The sequence below is a fragment of the Pseudomonas sp. 3296 genome (genome assembly GCF_031456615.1).
GTDB lineage: Bacteria > Pseudomonadota > Gammaproteobacteria > Pseudomonadales > Pseudomonadaceae > Aquipseudomonas > Aquipseudomonas mucoides.
The window spans coordinates 88,300-105,761 of the sequence record NZ_JAVDUY010000008.1; the positions used below are offsets into that span (position 1 = coordinate 88,300).

At 60.3% G+C, this 17,462-nt stretch carries 17 protein-coding genes and 1 pseudogene; 12 read left to right on the forward strand and 6 right to left on the reverse strand.

Going from position 1 to position 17,462, the window contains the following annotated elements; genetic code table 11:
- The first annotated feature begins 20 nt into the window (after positions 1-20).
- Positions 21-854 (forward strand): nucleoside triphosphate pyrophosphohydrolase, encoded by an 834-nt coding sequence (mazG, locus tag J2X66_RS22255; RefSeq protein ID WP_310268572.1) that lies wholly within the window; start codon positions 21-23, stop codon positions 852-854.
- Between the two features lie 28 nt (positions 855-882).
- Positions 883-1,425: a DUF2058 domain-containing protein gene (locus J2X66_RS22260; RefSeq protein ID WP_059182324.1), complete on the forward strand. Its 543-nt coding sequence runs from the start codon at positions 883-885 to the stop codon at positions 1,423-1,425.
- Positions 1,426-1,495: 70 nt separating this feature from the next.
- Here the strand turns inward: J2X66_RS22260 and J2X66_RS22265 are convergent, their stop codons facing one another.
- The 6 genes from J2X66_RS22265 to J2X66_RS22290 form a co-directional block, all read right to left on the reverse strand.
- Complete coding sequence (locus J2X66_RS22265; protein WP_027923988.1) at positions 1,496-1,684, reverse strand: hypothetical protein; 189 nt, start codon at positions 1,682-1,684, stop codon at positions 1,496-1,498.
- 301 nt (positions 1,685-1,985) lie between these two features.
- Entirely contained in the window at positions 1,986-3,206 is a 1,221-nt protein-coding gene (fabB, locus tag J2X66_RS22270) for a beta-ketoacyl-ACP synthase I (protein ID WP_310268578.1), read from the reverse strand.
- 11 nt (positions 3,207-3,217) lie between these two features.
- Positions 3,218-3,733, reverse strand: a complete 516-nt coding sequence (gene fabA / locus J2X66_RS22275) for a 3-hydroxyacyl-[acyl-carrier-protein] dehydratase FabA (RefSeq protein ID WP_008148022.1) — start codon at positions 3,731-3,733, stop codon at positions 3,218-3,220.
- Between the two features lie 247 nt (positions 3,734-3,980).
- Positions 3,981-5,882 (reverse strand): ATP-binding protein, encoded by a 1,902-nt coding sequence (locus J2X66_RS22280; RefSeq protein WP_310268581.1) that lies wholly within the window; start codon positions 5,880-5,882, stop codon positions 3,981-3,983.
- On the reverse strand, positions 5,879-6,811 hold the full coding sequence (locus tag J2X66_RS22285; protein ID WP_310268584.1) for an ABC transporter substrate-binding protein: 933 nt from the start codon (positions 6,809-6,811) through the stop codon (positions 5,879-5,881). The genes J2X66_RS22280 and J2X66_RS22285 overlap by 4 nt, the downstream gene beginning before the upstream one ends.
- Positions 6,812-8,935: a TonB-dependent receptor plug domain-containing protein gene (locus tag J2X66_RS22290; protein WP_405046800.1), complete on the reverse strand. Its 2,124-nt coding sequence runs from the start codon at positions 8,933-8,935 to the stop codon at positions 6,812-6,814. It abuts the gene before it with no gap.
- Between the two features lie 196 nt (positions 8,936-9,131).
- Between J2X66_RS22290 and J2X66_RS22295 the strand changes: the two genes are divergently transcribed.
- The 10 genes and pseudogenes from J2X66_RS22295 to J2X66_RS22340 all read left to right on the forward strand — a co-directional run bounded on the left by J2X66_RS22295 (position 9,132) and on the right by J2X66_RS22340 (position 17,403).
- On the forward strand, positions 9,132-10,157 hold the full coding sequence (locus J2X66_RS22295) for an NAD(P)H-dependent glycerol-3-phosphate dehydrogenase (protein WP_310268587.1): 1,026 nt from the start codon (positions 9,132-9,134) through the stop codon (positions 10,155-10,157).
- 32 nt (positions 10,158-10,189) lie between these two features.
- Positions 10,190-10,537, forward strand: coding sequence for a DUF4389 domain-containing protein (locus J2X66_RS22300; RefSeq protein WP_310268590.1), 348 nt, complete (start codon positions 10,190-10,192; stop codon positions 10,535-10,537).
- Positions 10,534-10,986, forward strand: coding sequence for a phosphohistidine phosphatase SixA (sixA, locus tag J2X66_RS22305; RefSeq protein WP_310268593.1), 453 nt, complete (start codon positions 10,534-10,536; stop codon positions 10,984-10,986). Before J2X66_RS22300 ends, sixA begins: the two co-directional genes overlap by 4 nt.
- A gap of 209 nt (positions 10,987-11,195) precedes the next feature.
- Entirely contained in the window at positions 11,196-12,863 is a 1,668-nt protein-coding gene (locus tag J2X66_RS22310; RefSeq protein ID WP_310268596.1) for an AMP-binding protein, read from the forward strand.
- 32 nt (positions 12,864-12,895) lie between these two features.
- Positions 12,896-13,339 (forward strand): hotdog fold thioesterase, encoded by a 444-nt coding sequence (locus J2X66_RS22315; RefSeq protein WP_310268599.1) that lies wholly within the window; start codon positions 12,896-12,898, stop codon positions 13,337-13,339.
- Positions 13,340-13,607: 268 nt separating this feature from the next.
- Positions 13,608-14,414 carry an alpha/beta hydrolase gene (locus tag J2X66_RS22320; protein ID WP_310268602.1) on the forward strand — a complete coding sequence of 269 codons (807 nt, stop codon included), beginning with the start codon at positions 13,608-13,610 and terminating at the stop codon, positions 14,412-14,414.
- On the forward strand, positions 14,411-15,265 hold the full coding sequence (locus J2X66_RS22325) for an alpha/beta hydrolase (RefSeq protein WP_310268605.1): 855 nt from the start codon (positions 14,411-14,413) through the stop codon (positions 15,263-15,265). Before J2X66_RS22320 ends, J2X66_RS22325 begins: the two co-directional genes overlap by 4 nt.
- A 50-nt stretch (positions 15,266-15,315) precedes the next feature.
- Positions 15,316-15,432, forward strand: a pseudogene (locus J2X66_RS22330) (glutathione S-transferase); the annotation flags it as partial.
- Between the two features lie 41 nt (positions 15,433-15,473).
- Positions 15,474-16,280, forward strand: a complete 807-nt coding sequence (locus tag J2X66_RS22335) for a DUF4892 domain-containing protein (protein WP_310268609.1) — start codon at positions 15,474-15,476, stop codon at positions 16,278-16,280.
- A 67-nt stretch (positions 16,281-16,347) separates the two neighbouring features.
- Positions 16,348-17,403 carry an AI-2E family transporter gene (locus tag J2X66_RS22340; RefSeq protein ID WP_310268612.1) on the forward strand — a complete coding sequence of 352 codons (1,056 nt, stop codon included), beginning with the start codon at positions 16,348-16,350 and terminating at the stop codon, positions 17,401-17,403.
- The last annotated feature ends 59 nt before the right edge of the window (positions 17,404-17,462 follow it).

Consider the following 17,462-nt stretch of genomic DNA (forward strand, 5'->3'; position numbering starts at 1 on the left):
GTTTGTGTAGAGACTGATTGATGTATTCACTCGAAGATTTATTGCACTTGATGAACCGACTGCGCGACCCGCAGTTCGGTTGCCCGTGGGACATCAAGCAAACCTACGCCACCATCGTCCCGCACACCCTTGAGGAAGCCTACGAAGTCGCTGACGCCATCGAACGCGGCGACTTCGATCACTTGCAGGGTGAGTTGGGGGATTTGCTGTTCCAGGTGGTTTATTACAGCCAGCTGGCCCGGGAAGAAGGGCGCTTCGAGTTTTCCGGTGTGATCGACAGCATCACCCGCAAGCTGATCCGTCGCCATCCTCACGTGTTCCCCACCGGTGATCTGTACGCGCCCATGGACATCCCGCGCCTGAGCGAAGAACAGGTCAAGCAGCGCTGGGAAGAGATCAAGGCCGAGGAGCGCGCCGAGAAATCTGCCGCGCCGCAACAACTGTCCTTGCTTGACGATGTGCCTGCTGCGCTGCCGGCGTTGTCTCGTTCGGCCAAGTTGCAGAAGCGCGCCGGGCAGGTCGGTTTCGACTGGCCGGACGCCTTGCCGGTGCTGGACAAGGTTCGTGAAGAGCTTGATGAAGTGCTCGAAGCGATGGCCGACAATGACTCGGCAGCGATTGCCGATGAAGTCGGTGACCTGCTGTTTTCCGTGGTCAATCTGGCGCGTCATCTCAAGGTTGATCCGGAAACCGCGCTGCGTGGCGCCAACAGCAAATTCGAAAGACGCTTCCGTTTTATCGAACAGGCATTGCGCGACACCCACCGTCCCATAGAAGATTGCACCCTCGAAGAGTTGGACGCCTTGTGGGGCGAAGCCAAACGTCAGGAAAAGAATTTGACCAGCTGCGGTTGAGCAGTTGCCTAAGTGAGAAACAAGCACCATGAGCATTTCCCTTCGCGACCAGTTGCTCAAAGCAGGGCTGGTCAACCAGAAGCAGGCCAAACAGGTCGGCAAAGAGAAGCAGAAACAACAGCGCCTGGCCCACAAAGGCCATATCGAGCTGGATGACTCGCAGCAGCGTGCGGCGCAGGAAGCGAAGGCCGAGAAGGTCAAGCGCGACCAGGAGCTGAACCGTCAGCAGCAGGAAAAAGTCGAGGCCAAGGCCCGCGCCGCGCAGATCAAGCAATTGATCGAAGTCTCGCGTCTGCCGAAGCTGACCACCGAGGACTACTACAACTTCGTTGATGACAAAAAGGTCAAGCGCCTCTGCGTCAACACGCTGATGCGTAATCAGCTCAGCAATGGCTTCCTGGCCATCGTGCACCACGCCGGCGGTTATGAAGTGATCCCGCGTGAAGCGGCGCTGAAGATCCAGGAGCGTGATCCACAACGCATCGTGCAGATGAACGTGAAGACTGAAGAAGTGGCCGCCGAGGACGATCCGTACGCCGCCTACCAGATTCCGGATGATCTGATGTGGTAAGCCGTTAGAGGTTGCAACAACGACAAACCCCGCTCATGGCGGGGTTTGTCGTTTTCAATGCTGTAGTTGTTCAAGCGGAGCGCAACGCCCTTTGTTGCTCCAGTGTTTCCAGTTCGGTTTTGTAGTTGTGCGCGTCAGTCTCGGAGTGAAACATCCCCACCAGCAGGTCCTGTTGGTGGACATCCCAAATGCGGATACCAGCGGCTACACCCTCATGGGATTTATGTGAATCGTCGCGTTCAGTTACTTTTACAGTCATCTGCTAGCTCCAATCTCAATTATCTGCACCAAGGCGTGTGCAGGTCTTTGTTATACGTTTTGTTAGCTTGCTAAGTAAACGCTCGGGATTGGTAACGGACAATTGCCGATTCTGCAAAAGTCCTGCAGCCCGCGTAACGCGCGACATTCGGTCGCAGGGCGTTGAGTTTTATGACAAAAGCTTCATGTTCATGAATAACCAAGCTGCTACAGGAACTGCGGTGCATTCACTTTATTAGGGCACAAAAAAAAACGCCCCGAACCAGTCGGGGCGTTTTTGTGTGCAGCGAAACGGCGAGGTATTACTTACCTGCCCAACGCTTCAGTACCAGCGTGGCGTTGGTGCCGCCGAAACCGAAGCTGTTGCTCATCACGGTGTTGATGGTGGCATTTTCGCGCGTCTTGGTCAGGATTGGCATGTCTGCCACTTCCGGGTCCAGTTCTTCGATGTTGGCGGAACCGGCCATGAAGTTGCCTTCCATCATCAGCATGCAGTAGATCGCTTCGTGAACGCCGGCGGCGCCCAGGGAGTGACCCGACAGGCTCTTGGTGGAGCTGATGGCCGGAGCCTTGTCGCCGAACACTTCACGCACACCTTTCATTTCCGCGACGTCGCCGACCGGAGTCGAGGTGCCGTGGGTGTTCAGGTAGTCGATCGGAGCGTCAACGGTGGACATGGCCATCTGCATGCAGCGGATGGCGCCTTCGCCGCTTGGGGCGACCATGTCGTAGCCGTCGGAAGTCGCGCCGTAGCCAACGATTTCCGCGTAGATCTTCGCGCCGCGGGCCAGAGCGTGTTCCAGCTCTTCGACCACGACCATGCCGCCACCGCCGGCGATGACGAAACCGTCACGCTTGGCGTCGTAGGCACGGGAAGCTTTTTCCGGGGTTTCGTTGTACTGGCTGGACAGTGCGCCCATGGCGTCGAACAGGAACGACTGGCTCCAATGCTCTTCTTCACCGCCGCCAGCGAACACGACGTCCTGCTTGCCCATCTGGATCTGTTCCATGGCGTTGCCGATGCAGTGAGCACTGGTGGCGCAGGCAGAAGCGATGGAGTAGTTCAAGCCCTTGATCTTGAACGGGGTGGCCAGGCAAGCGGAAACGGTGCTGCTCATGGTCCGCGTTACACGGTATGGGCCAACGCGCTTCACGCCTTTCTCGCGCAGGATGTCCAGCGCTTCCATCTGGTTCAGCGTGGAGGCGCCACCGGAGCCGGCGATCAGGCCAGTACGCGGGTTGGACACTTGCTCTTCGGTCAGGCCGGAGTCAGCAATGGCGTCTTTCATGGCCAGGTAGGCGTAAGCCGCCGCGTGGCCGACGAAGCGATAGATCTTGCGATCGATCAGTTCTTCGAGGGGAAGGTCGATGGAGCCGGAAACCTGGCTACGCAGACCCATTTCGGCATATTCCGGGTTGAACCGGATGCCAGGGCGACTTGCACGCAGGTTAGCGGAGACGGTCTCTTTGTCATTGCCCAGGCACGAAACGATGCCCAGACCAGTGATAACGACGCGGCGCATGCGGATAACCCTTAGAAGTTGTCAGTGGAGGTGAAAACGCCGACCCGAAGGCCTTCGGCGGTGTAGATCTCGCGGCCGTCGACGCTGACCGAACCGTCGGCAATGGCCAGGTTCAGTTTGCCTTTCAACACGCGCTTGATCTGAATGTTATAGGTGACTTTCTTGGCGGTCGGCAGGACCTGGCCGAAGAATTTCACTTCGCCCGAACCCAGCGCACGGCCACGGCCCGGCAGGCCTTGCCAGCCGAGGAAGAAGCCGACCAGTTGCCACATGGCGTCAAGGCCCAGGCAGCCCGGCATCACCGGATCACCTTCGAAGTGGCAGGCGAAAAACCACAGGTCCGGAGTGATATCCAGCTCGGCGACCAATTCACCTTTGCCGTACTTGCCACCCTCGGCACTGATATGGGTGATGCGATCCACCATCAGCATGTTCGGGGCGGGCAGTTGTGCGTTACCTGGGCCGAACAGCTCACCGCGACTGCAGCGCAGCAGGTCTTCCCGAGTAAAGGCGTTTTGTTGGGTCATGCGAGCTCCTCAATAGTCCCATGCGGCAGGGTGGGGCAAATCTCCCGGCCGATCGAGGCGTTCATGCCTCGAGTCAGCAGCCTACTCATAGACTATTGCGTTGTGGTGAAAGTCACAGCACCAAGGACATGAATGTACACTTGTGCACTGAAATTATTATTCAAGCCCCTTTTCGGGCCTGTTCGGGTGCCTAAGACTGCCGCACTTTCGCCTTTCACGCCAGTCGCAGATGGTCGAAAGGCCTGTACTACTGCACCCAGCGCTGCAGAATTTGCTGCAAATCCGTTCGTTTGAACGGCTTGGCCAAGTAATCGTTCATGCCCGCCGACAGACAGGCTTCCCGATCGCCCTGCAACGCATTGGCGGTCAAGGCGATGATCGGCAAGTGCGCACAGCCGGGCAATTGGCGAATCTGTCGGGTCGCTTCATAGCCGTCGATGATCGGCAGTCGGCAGTCCATCAGGATCGCTTCAAAAATCAGGCTTTCGGCGCTGCGCACGGCCTGCGCGCCGTCGGTGGCGACGCTGACAGTAAAGCCCAGGCTGCGCAACATTGCTTCAATCACGGTCTGATTGACCGGGTTGTCTTCGACCAGTAACACGTTATGCCCGGCGCCATCCTCATTGCCGGTCTGCGCCCTCGGGGTCAGTATCGGCAGCGTCTGTTTATAGAGTGCCAGCGGGATTTCCAGGGTAAACACCGAGCCCAGGCCTTCTTCGCTCTGCGCCCGCAAGGTGCCGCCCATGCGTTCAGCCAACGTGCGGGCAATCGGCAGCCCCAGGCCGGTGCCTCCGTAGCGTCGTGAAATGGAACTGTCGGCCTGCTGGAAGGCATTGAACATCAGTTCCAGGCTTTCAGAGGAAATGCCGATGCCGCTGTCGCGCACGGTGCAGGTGAACCACAGCAGTTCGTGGTCCAGCGATTGCCACTGCGGTTCGATGCTGACGCGGCCATGCTCGGTGAACTTCAAGGCATTGCCGACCAGGTTGACCAGAATCTGCCGGATGCGTGTCGGATCGCCTTGAACCTGGAGGGCGCGCATGTCTTCGGGAATCAGTAACTGCAGATCGAGGCCGCGTTGCGCCGCGCTGTGCTGGAACGATTGAGCGCAGCTGACGATCAGGTCCGCGAGATTGAACGGGATGTGCTCGAGCTCCAGTTCCGAACGCTCGATGCGCGAGAAGTCGAGAATGTCGTTGATGACCTTGAGCAGGTGTTCGGTGGACTCCGAGGCCAGTGCCGCGTATTCGACCTGCTCTTCAGTCATGTCGGTGGTTTCCAGCAATTGCAGCATGCCGAGTACGCCATTCATCGGCGTACGCAGTTCATGGCTCATCATCGCCAGGAAATCAGACTTGGCATTGTTGGCCTTTTCCGCTTCCTCACGTGTCTGGATCAACTGCGCCATCGCCTGATGCTGTTCGCGACTGGCTTGTTCGAGGCCGCTGGCGAGGTTGTTGATGTGTTGCGACAGCGCGCCCAGCTCGGTGTCGTCGACAATCGGCAAGGGGCGCGTGTAATCGCCTTCCTGGATGGCCTTCACCGCGTTGCCAATGTCGCGAATCGGTTGCGACAGGCTGCCCGCCAGGCGCCGTGCCACCAGAAAGGTAAACAGCAGGGCGAACAGGGCGAGGATCGCGGCTTTCAACAGGATTTCCTGCTGACGCTGGTTGAAGGCGTCATTCGACAGGCCGACGATCACCCGACCCAGGTAGTCCTCGGAGGGGCCGATGCTCGCGGCTTTGGAAACCTGGAAAAAATCATTGTTGAGCGCGATCCGCTGCAACCGCACCGGTGCCTGGAACACCTCAACCTGTTGCGAGCGTCGGTGGGTTTCCGAGGGTTGCTCGACGTACACCAGAATCCGGTTGGCGTTGTCCTGGACCTCCAGGAAGCGCACGTTCGGCGTGGCGAGTGTCGCCTTGAGCAAGCTTTCGAGCACCTCGTTGTTACCCGAAATCACCCCGTATTCGGTGGCGGGAGCCAATTGGTTGGCGATCAACTGCCCGGTGTGGTTGAGCTCCTGACGCAGGTCCTGAATCCGTACGAACGTAAAAAAACTGATCAGCACCAGTGTCAGCAACAGGGCCGGGCCAAGGCTGATCATTTGGGTGCGGGTATTGATGTCCCAAGGGCGTCGGAAGGTCATGGGCGGCTTTCTCCTTCAGCCAGCTGGAGGGCGGCAGATGCGTCATCAATCTGCTCAATACCTAATGAACGAGCCACTTGCGGGTTACTTGAGACTTTGAAGTGTTGCGGGTAAAGCGCGCGCGGCCAGCTCGCCGGTGGCAGGTCGAGCAATTCGTCGAGCACCTGCAGCCAGTCGCTCTGATCGCTGTAAGTGCTGGCAAGGCTGCCGGCCTTGACGAACGCGGCATTCGGGCCGACCAAGGCCAGTTGCCGGGAATAGCTGCTCAACAGCAGGTTTTTTGCGGTTTTCGGGTTGTACAAGTCGGGATCGTCGAGGCCCAGTAGCACGTCGCAGTTTTTCAGCAAATCCTGCAAGGGGCGACTGTCATTGGTGTTATCCCAGCGCTCGGCGACCACATCAAGCGTTTCCCCCAAGGCGGCCAGACGCATTTCTTTCAACAGGAATTCGCTGTGACTGTCGTACAGCACGCCGACGCGCCGCGCCTGGGGCAGGATCAGTCGGGTCAGGCGCAATTGCCGATCCAGTGGCGGATCACTCCAGAGCAGGCTGAGGTGCGGTGGAAAATTCACGCCGAAACGTTGTTGGGCTTGCAGGCGGCTGATGCGCAGTACGAGCGTCGCCGGGCCCTGGGCCTCTTGCTGGCGCCAGTCGAGGCTCGACAGATCCAGCAGGATCAGGCGCGTGGCGGCGGGCAGTTTGCCTGGCAAGGGGAGACTCGCCAGTGGTTGGAAACGCACGCTGTCGGCCGGACGCATTTCGCTCAGCGCGCGGACGAAGGATTGCACGCCAGGACTGTCTTCGGTGCCAGTCAACAGAATGTCCGCAGCCTGTATCGGCTGGGCGCCGAGCAGGCAGCCAATCGCCAGGCACAACCCGGCCAGCAAGCGGCCCAGTGGCGGCGATTTCCATGACAGGCAACGGCGCATTTAAAACGTCAGCTCCGCGCTGAAATAAACCACTCGGCGTTCGTCGTAGTTGTTGTCGACGAAGGTGGTGGGTTGGTTGTCCAGGCGTTGTTGAAGGATGCCCGCCAGTTCCAGATTGGCCTTGCCCAAACCGATGCGTTTGGCGATGCGTGTGTCGACCCGCTCGAAGCGATAGCCGTTGAGCGCATCGTCGCCATAGTAGAAGAGGGCGCTGTTCCAGCCCTGTCCCCAGTTGCGCAGCCAACCGGCGGAGCCGCTGTTGCGCGCGGTCTGTTGCTCATCCAGCGGATTACTGGCGTCGGTGTCCACGTAGGCATAGGTCAGGCGCAGACGGTCAGCGCTGCCGAGGCGCCAGTCCACTTGCGTTTCCGCCCCGGTGAAGCGTGAGCTGTTGGAGTTGCTGGCGATGTACTGATTGTTGCGCAGCGGTTCGCTGATCATGCCGCTGATTTCGTCGTAGAACAGCTTCACATCGACGCTCAGCCCCAGTTCGACGAAGTAGCCGTTGTAGCCCAGCTCTCGCGAGCGCATGCGTTCCTTGTCGAGATCGCCGGGACCACGGGTCTTGACGAAATAGCGGGCACTGGTCTGACCGTAAGCGGTGGGCCGCAGATTGGTCACCTGGTAACTCCAGTTGACGTTGTTCTCGAACATGTCCGGTGAGCGAATCGCTTCCGAATACACGGCACGCAAGCCATGACGCGGGTTGATCAGGTAATTGACCGCCACACGCGGGGTCAACGAGCTGCCGGTCAATTGCGTGTCTTCGAACATTGCCCCGCCCTGCAACAACCAATGCTCGGTGGCACGCCATTCCAGTTGGCCGAATGTGCGCCAGGTGGTGTCGTCGAGCGTGCCATTGAAGTAGGTCTCGGAATCGGCCCGGTCGTAACGATAGTTCATGCCGCTGACCAGTCGCAGGCTGTCGGACAGGCTGAGGGTGTCCTGCACTTCGAGGTCGTAGCGCGATTCCCGGGCGCTCTGGTCGATGTCGCCACAGAGCGTTTGCCGGGCGCCGCTTTTCCATTGCCCCAGCACCTGATTGGCCAGCGCTTGTTCCATTGGCGTGCCCGGAGGTGCGCCAGGACCGGTGAAGCGATCCATGTTGCGCGCCAGGCGTTCGGTGTAATTCGGGTTGAGCTGCCAGAGTTGGGTCAGCTGCGGGCTGAACGACGCTTCGGCATCACAGGCGCGCCAGGTTTGCTGGCGATCCCAGTGTTGGGCCGAGCCCTGGACATACAGGCTGTGATCGGGATTGAGGTCCAGGTTCCAGCGCAGCGAGCCGGCGTAATCTTTGGCGGCGACGTCGGAATTGTCCCCGGCGGCGGTAATCCCCGGGAACACCGGGCGGTAGGTATACGGTCGCTGGTTGGTGCCTTCCTTTGCATTCAATTGCCAGTCGATGCTTTGGTTTTCCGCGAGCGTCTGGCTGACCGCAAGGTTGAAGCGATTCAGGCGACGGCGGTCCCGATAATCGGCACCGTTGCGGTCCGAATCGAAGCCGTCGTCTTGCTGCCCCGACAGTGACAGACGCAAGTCGCCGCCGTCCCAGCCGGTGCCCTGGCTGGCGTAATAGTCGTTGATGCCGCGTTGACCACGGGTGATTTTCACGCGGGTGCCATGGCTGTTGGCCGGGTTGCGCGTGATGATGTTGACCACGGCCATCAGCGCGTTGGCGCCGTAGCTGACGGTGTTCGGGCCGCGAAAGACTTCGATGCGCTCGATGTCTTCCATGGCCACCGGAATGTCACTCCAGTCCACCGTGGCCAGGCCGGCGCGGTACACCGAGCGACCGTCGATCAACACTTGCATGCGTCGGGCCGCGGTGGCGTTGGTGCCGTGGTAGTTCACGGCGGCCTGGTTGCCGCTGATGTTACCGACCATCATGCCCGGCACCAGTCGCAGCAATTCGCTGATGTCCCGAGCGCCGCTGGCGTTGATCAATTCGCTGTCAATCACCGTCATGCTGCCCGGAACTGCGGCCGGCGATTGCTTCAGGCGTGTCGCCGTGAGCACTTGCGGGAGCGGTTCGTTGTCGAGGAACAAGTCGTCGGCCAGCAAGGACGGGCTGAACATCAGCGCCAGGACCAGCGGCGAGCGGGGTGATGGAGAACCAAGCGACACGTCATACCCTTGATCGTGAGGAGTTGGCGCGCATGTTAACCGAGCGCGTTGAGTTTTCCATTCACGATGCCGGCATTTTCCTAGTATTTATTGGTCTTCTTCCTACAAGTGTTGGTAATTCATGCTGGGGCTGGCCGCCACGGGGGCGCTCCGTATAATGCCGACATCGCCACTGGTATGGATTAACGGATTGCATATGACTGAACAGCGCCCAATTGCGGTCCTGGGAGGCGGAAGTTTTGGTACCGCCGTGGCTAATCTGCTGGCCGAAAACGGGCATCAGGTCCGGCAGTGGATGCGTGACCCCGAACAGGCCGAGGCCATCCGGGTCAATCGCGAGAACCCGCGTTACCTCAAAGGCATCAAGATTCTCCCGGCGGTAGAACCGGTGACTGACCTGCGAGCCACGCTGGACGCCTGCGACCTGTGTTTCGTCGCGTTGCCTTCCAGTGCGCTGCGCTCGGTATTGGTCCCGCACGCCGCACAGCTGAGCGGCAAGCTGCTGGTCAGCCTGACCAAAGGCATCGAAGCCCACACTTTCAAGCTGATGAGCGAAATCCTCGAGGAAATCGCCCCGCAAGCGCGCATCGGCGTGCTGTCCGGACCGAACCTGGCCCGTGAAATTGCCGAACACGCGCTGACCGCGACGGTGGTCGCCAGTGAAGACGAAGAGCTGTGCCAACGGGTTCAGGAAGCACTGCATGGCCGGACCTTTCGCGTGTACGCCAGCGCCGACCGCTTTGGCGTCGAGTTGGGAGGGGCGCTGAAAAACGTCTACGCGATCATTGCCGGCATGGCCGTGGCGCTGGGCATGGGCGAAAACACCAAGAGCATGCTGATCACTCGAGCACTGGCGGAAATGACCCGTTTTGCAGTGAATCAGGGCGCCAACCCGATGACCTTCCTCGGCCTTGCCGGGGTGGGCGATTTGATCGTCACTTGCTCGTCGCCGAAAAGCCGTAACTACCAGGTCGGGTTTGCCCTCGGCCAGGGCCTGAGCCTGGAGGACGCAGTGACGCGTCTGGGGGAAGTCGCCGAAGGCGTGAACACGCTCAAAGTGCTCAAGGCCAAGGCTCAGGAGGTGGGCGTCTATATGCCGCTGGTCGCCGGGCTGCACGCGATCCTGTTCGAAGGGCGCACGCTCAATCAAGTGATTGAACTGTTGATGCGCGGCGAACCGAAAACCGACGTCGACTTCATCTCAACCAGCGGTTTCAACTAAGCACGCTTTGTAAATAAGCAGGGGAGCACGACATGAACGATCCGAAAATGGAAACCAGGTACGAGTCCATCCTGCTGCGGGTGCTGTGGATGATCGTCTTCGTGCTGGTCTGGCAAGTGGCGCAGTTCATCCTGGGCGCGGTGGTGCTGGTGCAACTGATCTATCGTTTGTTCTATGGCGCCCCGAGCGCCAGCCTGATGAACTTCGGCGACAGCCTGAGCCAGTTCCTGGCGCAGATCGGTCGTTTCGGCAGCTTCCACAGCGACCAGAAACCCTGGCCGTTCGCTGACTGGCCGACGCCGCGTACACCGGAAGGTGAAGCGCCGCATGTTGTGGCGCCCGCGCCGCATCCGGCCCGAGATGAGGAACCCAAACTATGAAACTCTGGGTATTGCGTCATGGTGAAGCTGAACCGTATGGCTCGCGTCCTGATTCCGAGCGAGCGCTGACTCTTCATGGTCGCGAAGAAGTGCTGCGCAGTGCGGCGGAGTTGATCGGTCAGACGATTACCGCGATCTACGCCAGCCCTTACCTGCGTGCGCAGGAGACGGCGCAACTGGTGCGTGAAGCTCTGGGTTTCGAGCCGGAGATCCGCACTGTCGAGTGGCTGACGCCCGACACCGATCCGGACAAGGTGGCCGAACAACTTGTGTCAGTGAGTGATGTCCTGTTGGTCAGTCACAACCCGCTGGTGGGACACTTGCTGAGCTACCTGCAGCATGGCGCCGGGCATCCGCCGGAAAAAGTCTCCACCGCCGGGCTGGCTGAGCTCAAAGGTGATGAGTTGCGGATCGGGTCGATGAAACTCAAGAGCATCAAACACCCTTAGCAATGTCGTCACCGGGCTTTATGTGGGAGCGAGGCTTGCCCGCGATTGCATCGACGCTGTCTGATCCATAAGCCGCAGCGCCTGCATCGCGGGAAAGCCCGGCTCCTGCAGGGGCTGCGGTGTTGCTGATCTTTGTAATGAAATAGTCAACCAAGCAACCGCTTGGTTGACTACGCTTGCTCCAGACCAAAAATACAGGAGCGAGTCGCATGTCTGCTGCTTTTCGTTTGCCGCTGGATGTTTTCTACGAGCGTGAGGCCCGTCATCCACGCCAGCGTTTTCTGGTCCAGCCCACGGGGGGTGGGCAAGTTGAAACACTGACCTGGGCCGACGTCGGCCATCAGGCTCGCTGCGCCGCGCACTGGCTGCGCGCTCGCGAATTGCCGCAAGGCAGCCACATCGCACTGATCTCGAAAAACTGTGCCCACTGGATCATCGCCGACCTGGCGATCTGGATGGCCGGGCATGTCTCGGTGCCGTTGTACCCCAACCTGACCGCTGAATCGGTGGCTCAGGTACTCGATCATTCCGAAGCAGCGCTGGTGTTTATCGGCAAGCTCGATGACTGGCCGAGCATGTCACTCGGCGTCAGACCTGAGCTGCCGACGATCAGTCTGCCGTTGCACCCACCGGGCACCTTCGATTTCAGCTGGGCCGACCTGCAACGCAGCTCACCCATCCAGGATAACCCCACGCCGCCAGCCGATCAGTTGGCCACTATCATTTACACCTCTGGCACCACCGGCCTGCCCAAAGGCGTGATGCACAGTTTCGGCAATCTGGGGTTTGCCACCACCCGCGGCACGCAGCTGTTTGGCCTCAACGAGTCGGACCGATTGCTGTCCTACTTGCCGCTGTGCCACGTGGCCGAGCGGATGTTCGTCGAACTGGCCTCGATTTACACCGGGCAGACGGTGTTTTTTGCCGAGAGCCTCGACACCTTCCTGACGGATTTAAAGCGCGCCCGGCCTACTGCCTTGTTCGGTGTACCGCGGATCTGGACCAAATTCCAGATGGGCGTGTACAGCAAGATCCCGGCAAAACGCCTGGACTTTCTTCTCGGGCTGCCCTTCATCGGCAAGCGGGTCGGGCATAAAGTCCTCGCCGGGCTGGGGCTGGACGCGTTGCGCGTTGCCTTGTCCGGCGCTGCGCCCGTGCCACAAACCTTGCTGCTGTGGTACCGCAAACTGGGGCTGGACGTGCTGGAGGTCTACGGCATGACCGAGAGCTGCGGTTATTCGCACATTTGCCGGCCCGGCGAGAACAAGCCCGGCTGGATCGGCAAGCCGTGCCCTGAGGTAGAAGTGCGGATTGACGAATCGGGCGAGGTCATGGTGCGCAGCGGCGCGACCATGCTCGGCTATTTCAAGGAACCACAGAAAACCGCTGAAACCATCACCGGGGACGGCTTCCTGCGCACCGGCGACAAGGGGGAGGAAGACGCCGAAGGCAACCTGCGCCTGACCGGACGCCTGAAAGAAATCTTCAAGACCAGCAAGGGCAAGTACGTCGCGCCGGCACCGATTGAAAATCGCCTGGCGGTGCATTCGCGGATTGAACAAGTGTGCGTGGTCGGTGACGGTTTGAGTGCACCGCTGGGACTGTGCGTGCTATCGGCGGTCGGGCAGCAGGACGCCAGCGGCACGGCGAGGGCGGGGTTGCACTCAAGCCTGGAAAAGCTCCTGGATGAGGTCAATGGCGTCCTCGACAAACACGAGCGTTTGCGGCGTCTGGTGGTGGTCAAGGATAGCTGGGCCGTGGAAAACGGCTTCCTGACGCCAACGCTGAAGATCAAGCGCAACGTGATCGAAGCGGCTTATGGCGACCGTTTCGAAGAATGGAGCGAGCGCAGCGAGGCGGTGCTGTGGCAGGATTGAGCCACGAACAAAACCAACAAAGGAAAGCAGCGATGAGTCTGTGGCGTACCACTCCCAACATCGAGCAGTTGAACGCGATCCAGAAAAACACCATCGGCGAAGTGCTGGATATCCGCTTCGAAGCGTTTGACGAAGGCTCCCTGACCGCGAGCATGGTCATTGACCACCGCACTCACCAGCCTTACGGCCTGCTGCATGGCGGCGCGTCGGTGGTGCTGGCCGAAACGGTCGGCTCAATGGCCAGCTACCTGTGCATCGACGCCGGCAAGTTTTACTGCGTGGGCCTGGAAATCAACGCCAACCATCTGCGCGGCCTGCGCAGTGGGCGGGTGACGGCTGTGGCCACGCCCATCCACATTGGCCGCACGACACACGTCTGGGACATCCGCTTGACCAGCGATGAAGGCAAGTCCAGTTGCGTGTCGCGCCTGACCATGGCGGTCGTGCCGCTGGGGGAGAACCCGCCGGCCCGCTAAACGAAGCCTGCATCCGCCTCGTGTAGCAGCTGTCGAGCAGCGCGAAGCTGCGTCCGGCTGCGAAGCCGTCGTGGAATCTGCCCACGCGGTGTTTCAGGTTGACCGCGAACGCAGCCTCGCCAAGGCTCGACAGCTGCTACAGGTCTTTGCATCAGCGTTTCGGTATTGCCCTGACCGGACTGTCATCATTCCTGTCACTTACAGTCATTGCTGTCGGCCGTCGTCTTGCGGACAATCAACGCCTGTTCTCGCTCATGGATTTGCCGGTATGTCGCAACAGATATTTTTCGCCCACGCCAATGGTTTTCCTTCCGGAACCTACGGCAAGTTGTTCGCGGCGCTGGCGCCCGAGTATCAGGTGACGCATCTGGAGCAGCACGCTCATGACCCGCGTTTTCCGGCGGACGACAATTGGTACAACCTGGTGGACGAACTGATCCATCACCTCAAGCAGCAAGCGGAACCGGTGTGGGGCGTCGGCCATTCCTTTGGGGGCGTGCTGCACTTGCACGCGGCGCTGCGTTGCCCGGAGTTGTATCGCGGCGTGGTGATGCTCGATTCACCGGTGCTGACCCGCACCGATCAATGGGTCATCCGCGCCGCCAAGCGATTCGGCTTCATCGACCGCTTGACCCCGGCCGGCCGTACCCTGGGCCGTCGAGAAGAGTTCGCCGACCTCGAAAGTGCGCGTAGCTACTTCTCAGGCAAGACCTTGTTCCGCAGTTTTGACCCGGAGTGCTTTGACGCCTACCTGCAACACGGTTTGCACAAGGTTGGTGACACACTGCGCCTGCGCTTCGATCCTGCCACGGAAATCAGCATCTACCGTGGCGTGCCCCACACCAGCCCCGGTCGCACGCGTCAGCTGAAAGTGCCGCTGGCGGTGGTGCGCGGGCACAAGAGCCGCGTGGTGATGCGTCATCACGCCAGCGCTGTCGGACGCATGCCGCAGGGTGAATCCCTGACGCTGCCCGGCGGTCACATGTTTCCTCTCGAGCGTCCACATGACACGGCCACGCTGCTGAAAAGCCTGTTCAGCCGATGGGACGGTCGCCGCCAAAAGGATTGCGCATGAGCAATGCCGTCGAAGAAGTCCGTCTGAGCCTGCCGCACATCGAGTTGGCGGCGCACTTGTTCGGTCCTGAAGACGGCTTGCCGGTGATTGCGCTGCATGGCTGGCTGGACAATGCCAACAGCTTTGCCCGTCTGGCGCCCAAGCTCAAAGGCCTGCGCATCATCGCGCTGGACATGGCCGGTCACGGTCATTCCGGGCATCGCCCGCCTGGCGCCGGTTACGCGATGTGGGATTACGCCCATGACGTGTTGCAAGTCGCCGAACAACTGGGCCTCAAGCGGTTTGCGCTGATGGGGCACTCCATGGGGGCCATCGCCTCGCTGATCATTGCCGGGTCGATGCCGGAGCGGGTCACGCACCTGGCGTTGATCGACGGCCTCATTCCTCCTACAGACAAAGGCGAAAATGCCGCCGAGCGCATGGGCATGGCCCTGCAAGCGCAGCTGGATTTGCGGGAGAAGCAAAAACCGGTCTACAACACCCTCGATCGCGCCATCGAAGCGCGCATGAAGGGGTTGGTGGCGGTCAGTCGCGAAGCCGCTGAGCTGCTGGCCCAGCGCGGCTTGATGCCCGTGCCGGGCGGTTACACCTGGCGCACCGACAACCGCCTGACGCTGCCATCGCCGCTGCGTCTGACCACCGAACAGGCCATGGCTTTTGTCCTGCGGGTCAGTTGTCCGGCCAAACTGGTGGTCGCGGCCGACGGCATGCTCGCCAAACATTCCGAGTTGCTGGAGCGTCTACCCTTTAGCCGTGAACAGCTGCCAGGCGGTCATCATTTGCACCTGAATGACGAAACCGGCGCGGACCTTGTCGCAGACTGTTTCAATCGGTTCTTCGCCGTTCCTTGACTTGCGCCGGGCAACTGTCGAGGCTGGTCGGGTTGAAATGGGAGACAACCATGATAGATCGCTATACCGCTGCGACCCCGAACGGCCACAAGGTCTCTATCGTGATCGAGGAACCCGGCCTGCCCTGCACGGTGCATGCCCCGGGTTTCGATAAAAAGGAAAAGAAGTTAAAAGGGGCCCAGGCCATGCTGATCCGATGAGCCTGCCCATGCGTTCACTCAGTCTGCTGGCGCTGTGTTGTTTCAGTCCTTTATCGTTTGCCGCGGATATCCCCGGCAGTCAGGACTTGCCGATCCTGCCGCGCATGGAAGATGCGCAGATCGTTGATTATCGTCCGGCCGTCGAGCTCGAACGGATCTACCCTCTGGGTTCGATCCGCAAGATCAGTGGCCAGTTGCGCTTTGACGGTCAGGTCACGGCACGCGGGCAAACCACCTCGGTCACCTATGAGTTGCCGCCGGAGCATTCCTCCACCGAAGCCTTTACCGCCGCGCGGGAAGCCTTGCAAAAACAGGGCGCCGAGTTGCTGTTCTGGTGCCAGGCCCGCGATTGTGGCGAAAGCAGCCTGTGGGCCAACGAAGTCTTCGGAAATGCCAAGCTCTACGGTGCCGACGATCAACAGGCGTATTTGCTGCTGAGATTGGCGGCGCCACAGGACAATGCGCTCGTGGCGCTTTACAGCATCACTCGCGGTAATCGCAAAGCCTACCTGCATGTCGAGCAATTCGACGCGGCGGCGCCGTTGGGCGACTTGTTGCCGACGTCCGCCACCCTGTTGCGTCAGCTCAAAAGCACCGGTGAACTCGATTTCCCGAAACTGAACGCTGATCCCGACGACACGTGGCTGCGGCTGATTTCACGCGGACTGAACCTGGACACCACCCTGCGAGTCAGTGTTTCCGGTGCCAAGGCTGAGGCCTGGCGTCAGGCATTGATTGCTCAGGGCGTGCGTGCGGCGCGACTGGAAGGCGGCACCGTCGAAGGCTCTGGCCTGCACATCGAGCTGTTGCGATAAGCTGCACAGGCGAATGCGCACGGCGCATTCGTCTACCCTTTGTTGACTGATTTTTTCGAGACTTTACATGCCCAATAATGATCGGCTGTTGGTGCAGATTCTGCTCCTGGTGCTGTTTGGTGCGAGCTTCTGGGTGATGGCGCCGTTCTGGTCGGCGCTGTTCTGGGGCGCGGTGCTGGCGTTTGCCAGTTGGCCGCTGATGCGTTTGTTGACCCGTTGGCTCAATGGCCGCGAATCCCTGGCGGCAGCGCTGCTGACCCTCGGCTGGATGTTGCTGGTGGCCGTGCCGCTGGTATGGCTGGGGTTCAACCTGGCCGACCATGTGCGTGACGCCACGGTGTTTATCAAGGATGTACAGGTCGAGGGCCTGCCGCAGGCGCCTGACTGGCTAGGCAGTGTTCCCTTTGTGGGCGCACGGCTGGTGGTGGTCTGGAACAGTATCGATGAACAGGGCGCGGCGATGATGGTCGCGCTCAAGCCTTATCTGGGTCAGGTCGGTAACTGGTTGCTGGCGCGCAGTGCGCAGATCGGCGGCGGGATTCTCGAGCTGACGCTGAGCATCGTATTTGTGTTCTTTTTCTACCGCGACGGCCCGCGTCTGGCGATCTTTGTTCATGGTTTGCTGGAGCGCCTGATCGGTGAGCGCGCCGGGTATTACATTGATCTGGTGGCGGGCACGGTGCAGCGGGTGGTGAACGGCGTGATCGGTACGGCAGCGGCGCAGGCCGTGCTGGCACTGATCGGGTTCCTGATCGCCGGGGTGCCGGGAGCCTTGGTGCTGGGCATCGTGACCTTCCTGCTCAGTCTGATTCCGATGGGTCCACCGCTGGTGTGGATTCCGGCCACGGCGTGGCTGGCCTGGAAAGGTGAGTACGGGATGGCGGTGTTCCTGGGGGTCTGGGGCATGTTCATCATCAGTGGCGTCGACAACGTGCTCAAGCCCTACTTGATCAGCCGGGGCGGCAATCTGCCGTTGGTGATTGTGCTGCTGGGGGTGTTCGGCGGGTTGATTGCGTTTGGTTTTATCGGGCTGTTTATCGGGCCGACGTTGTTGGCGGTGGCGTACAGCTTGCTGACTGACTGGAGCAAGAGTCAGGCGCGGGTAGAAGATCGCCGGCCCTGAGTCTTGTGTCGAGGCTGATGGCCTCATCGTCGGATCGCCGCCCGGAGCAAGCTCGCTTC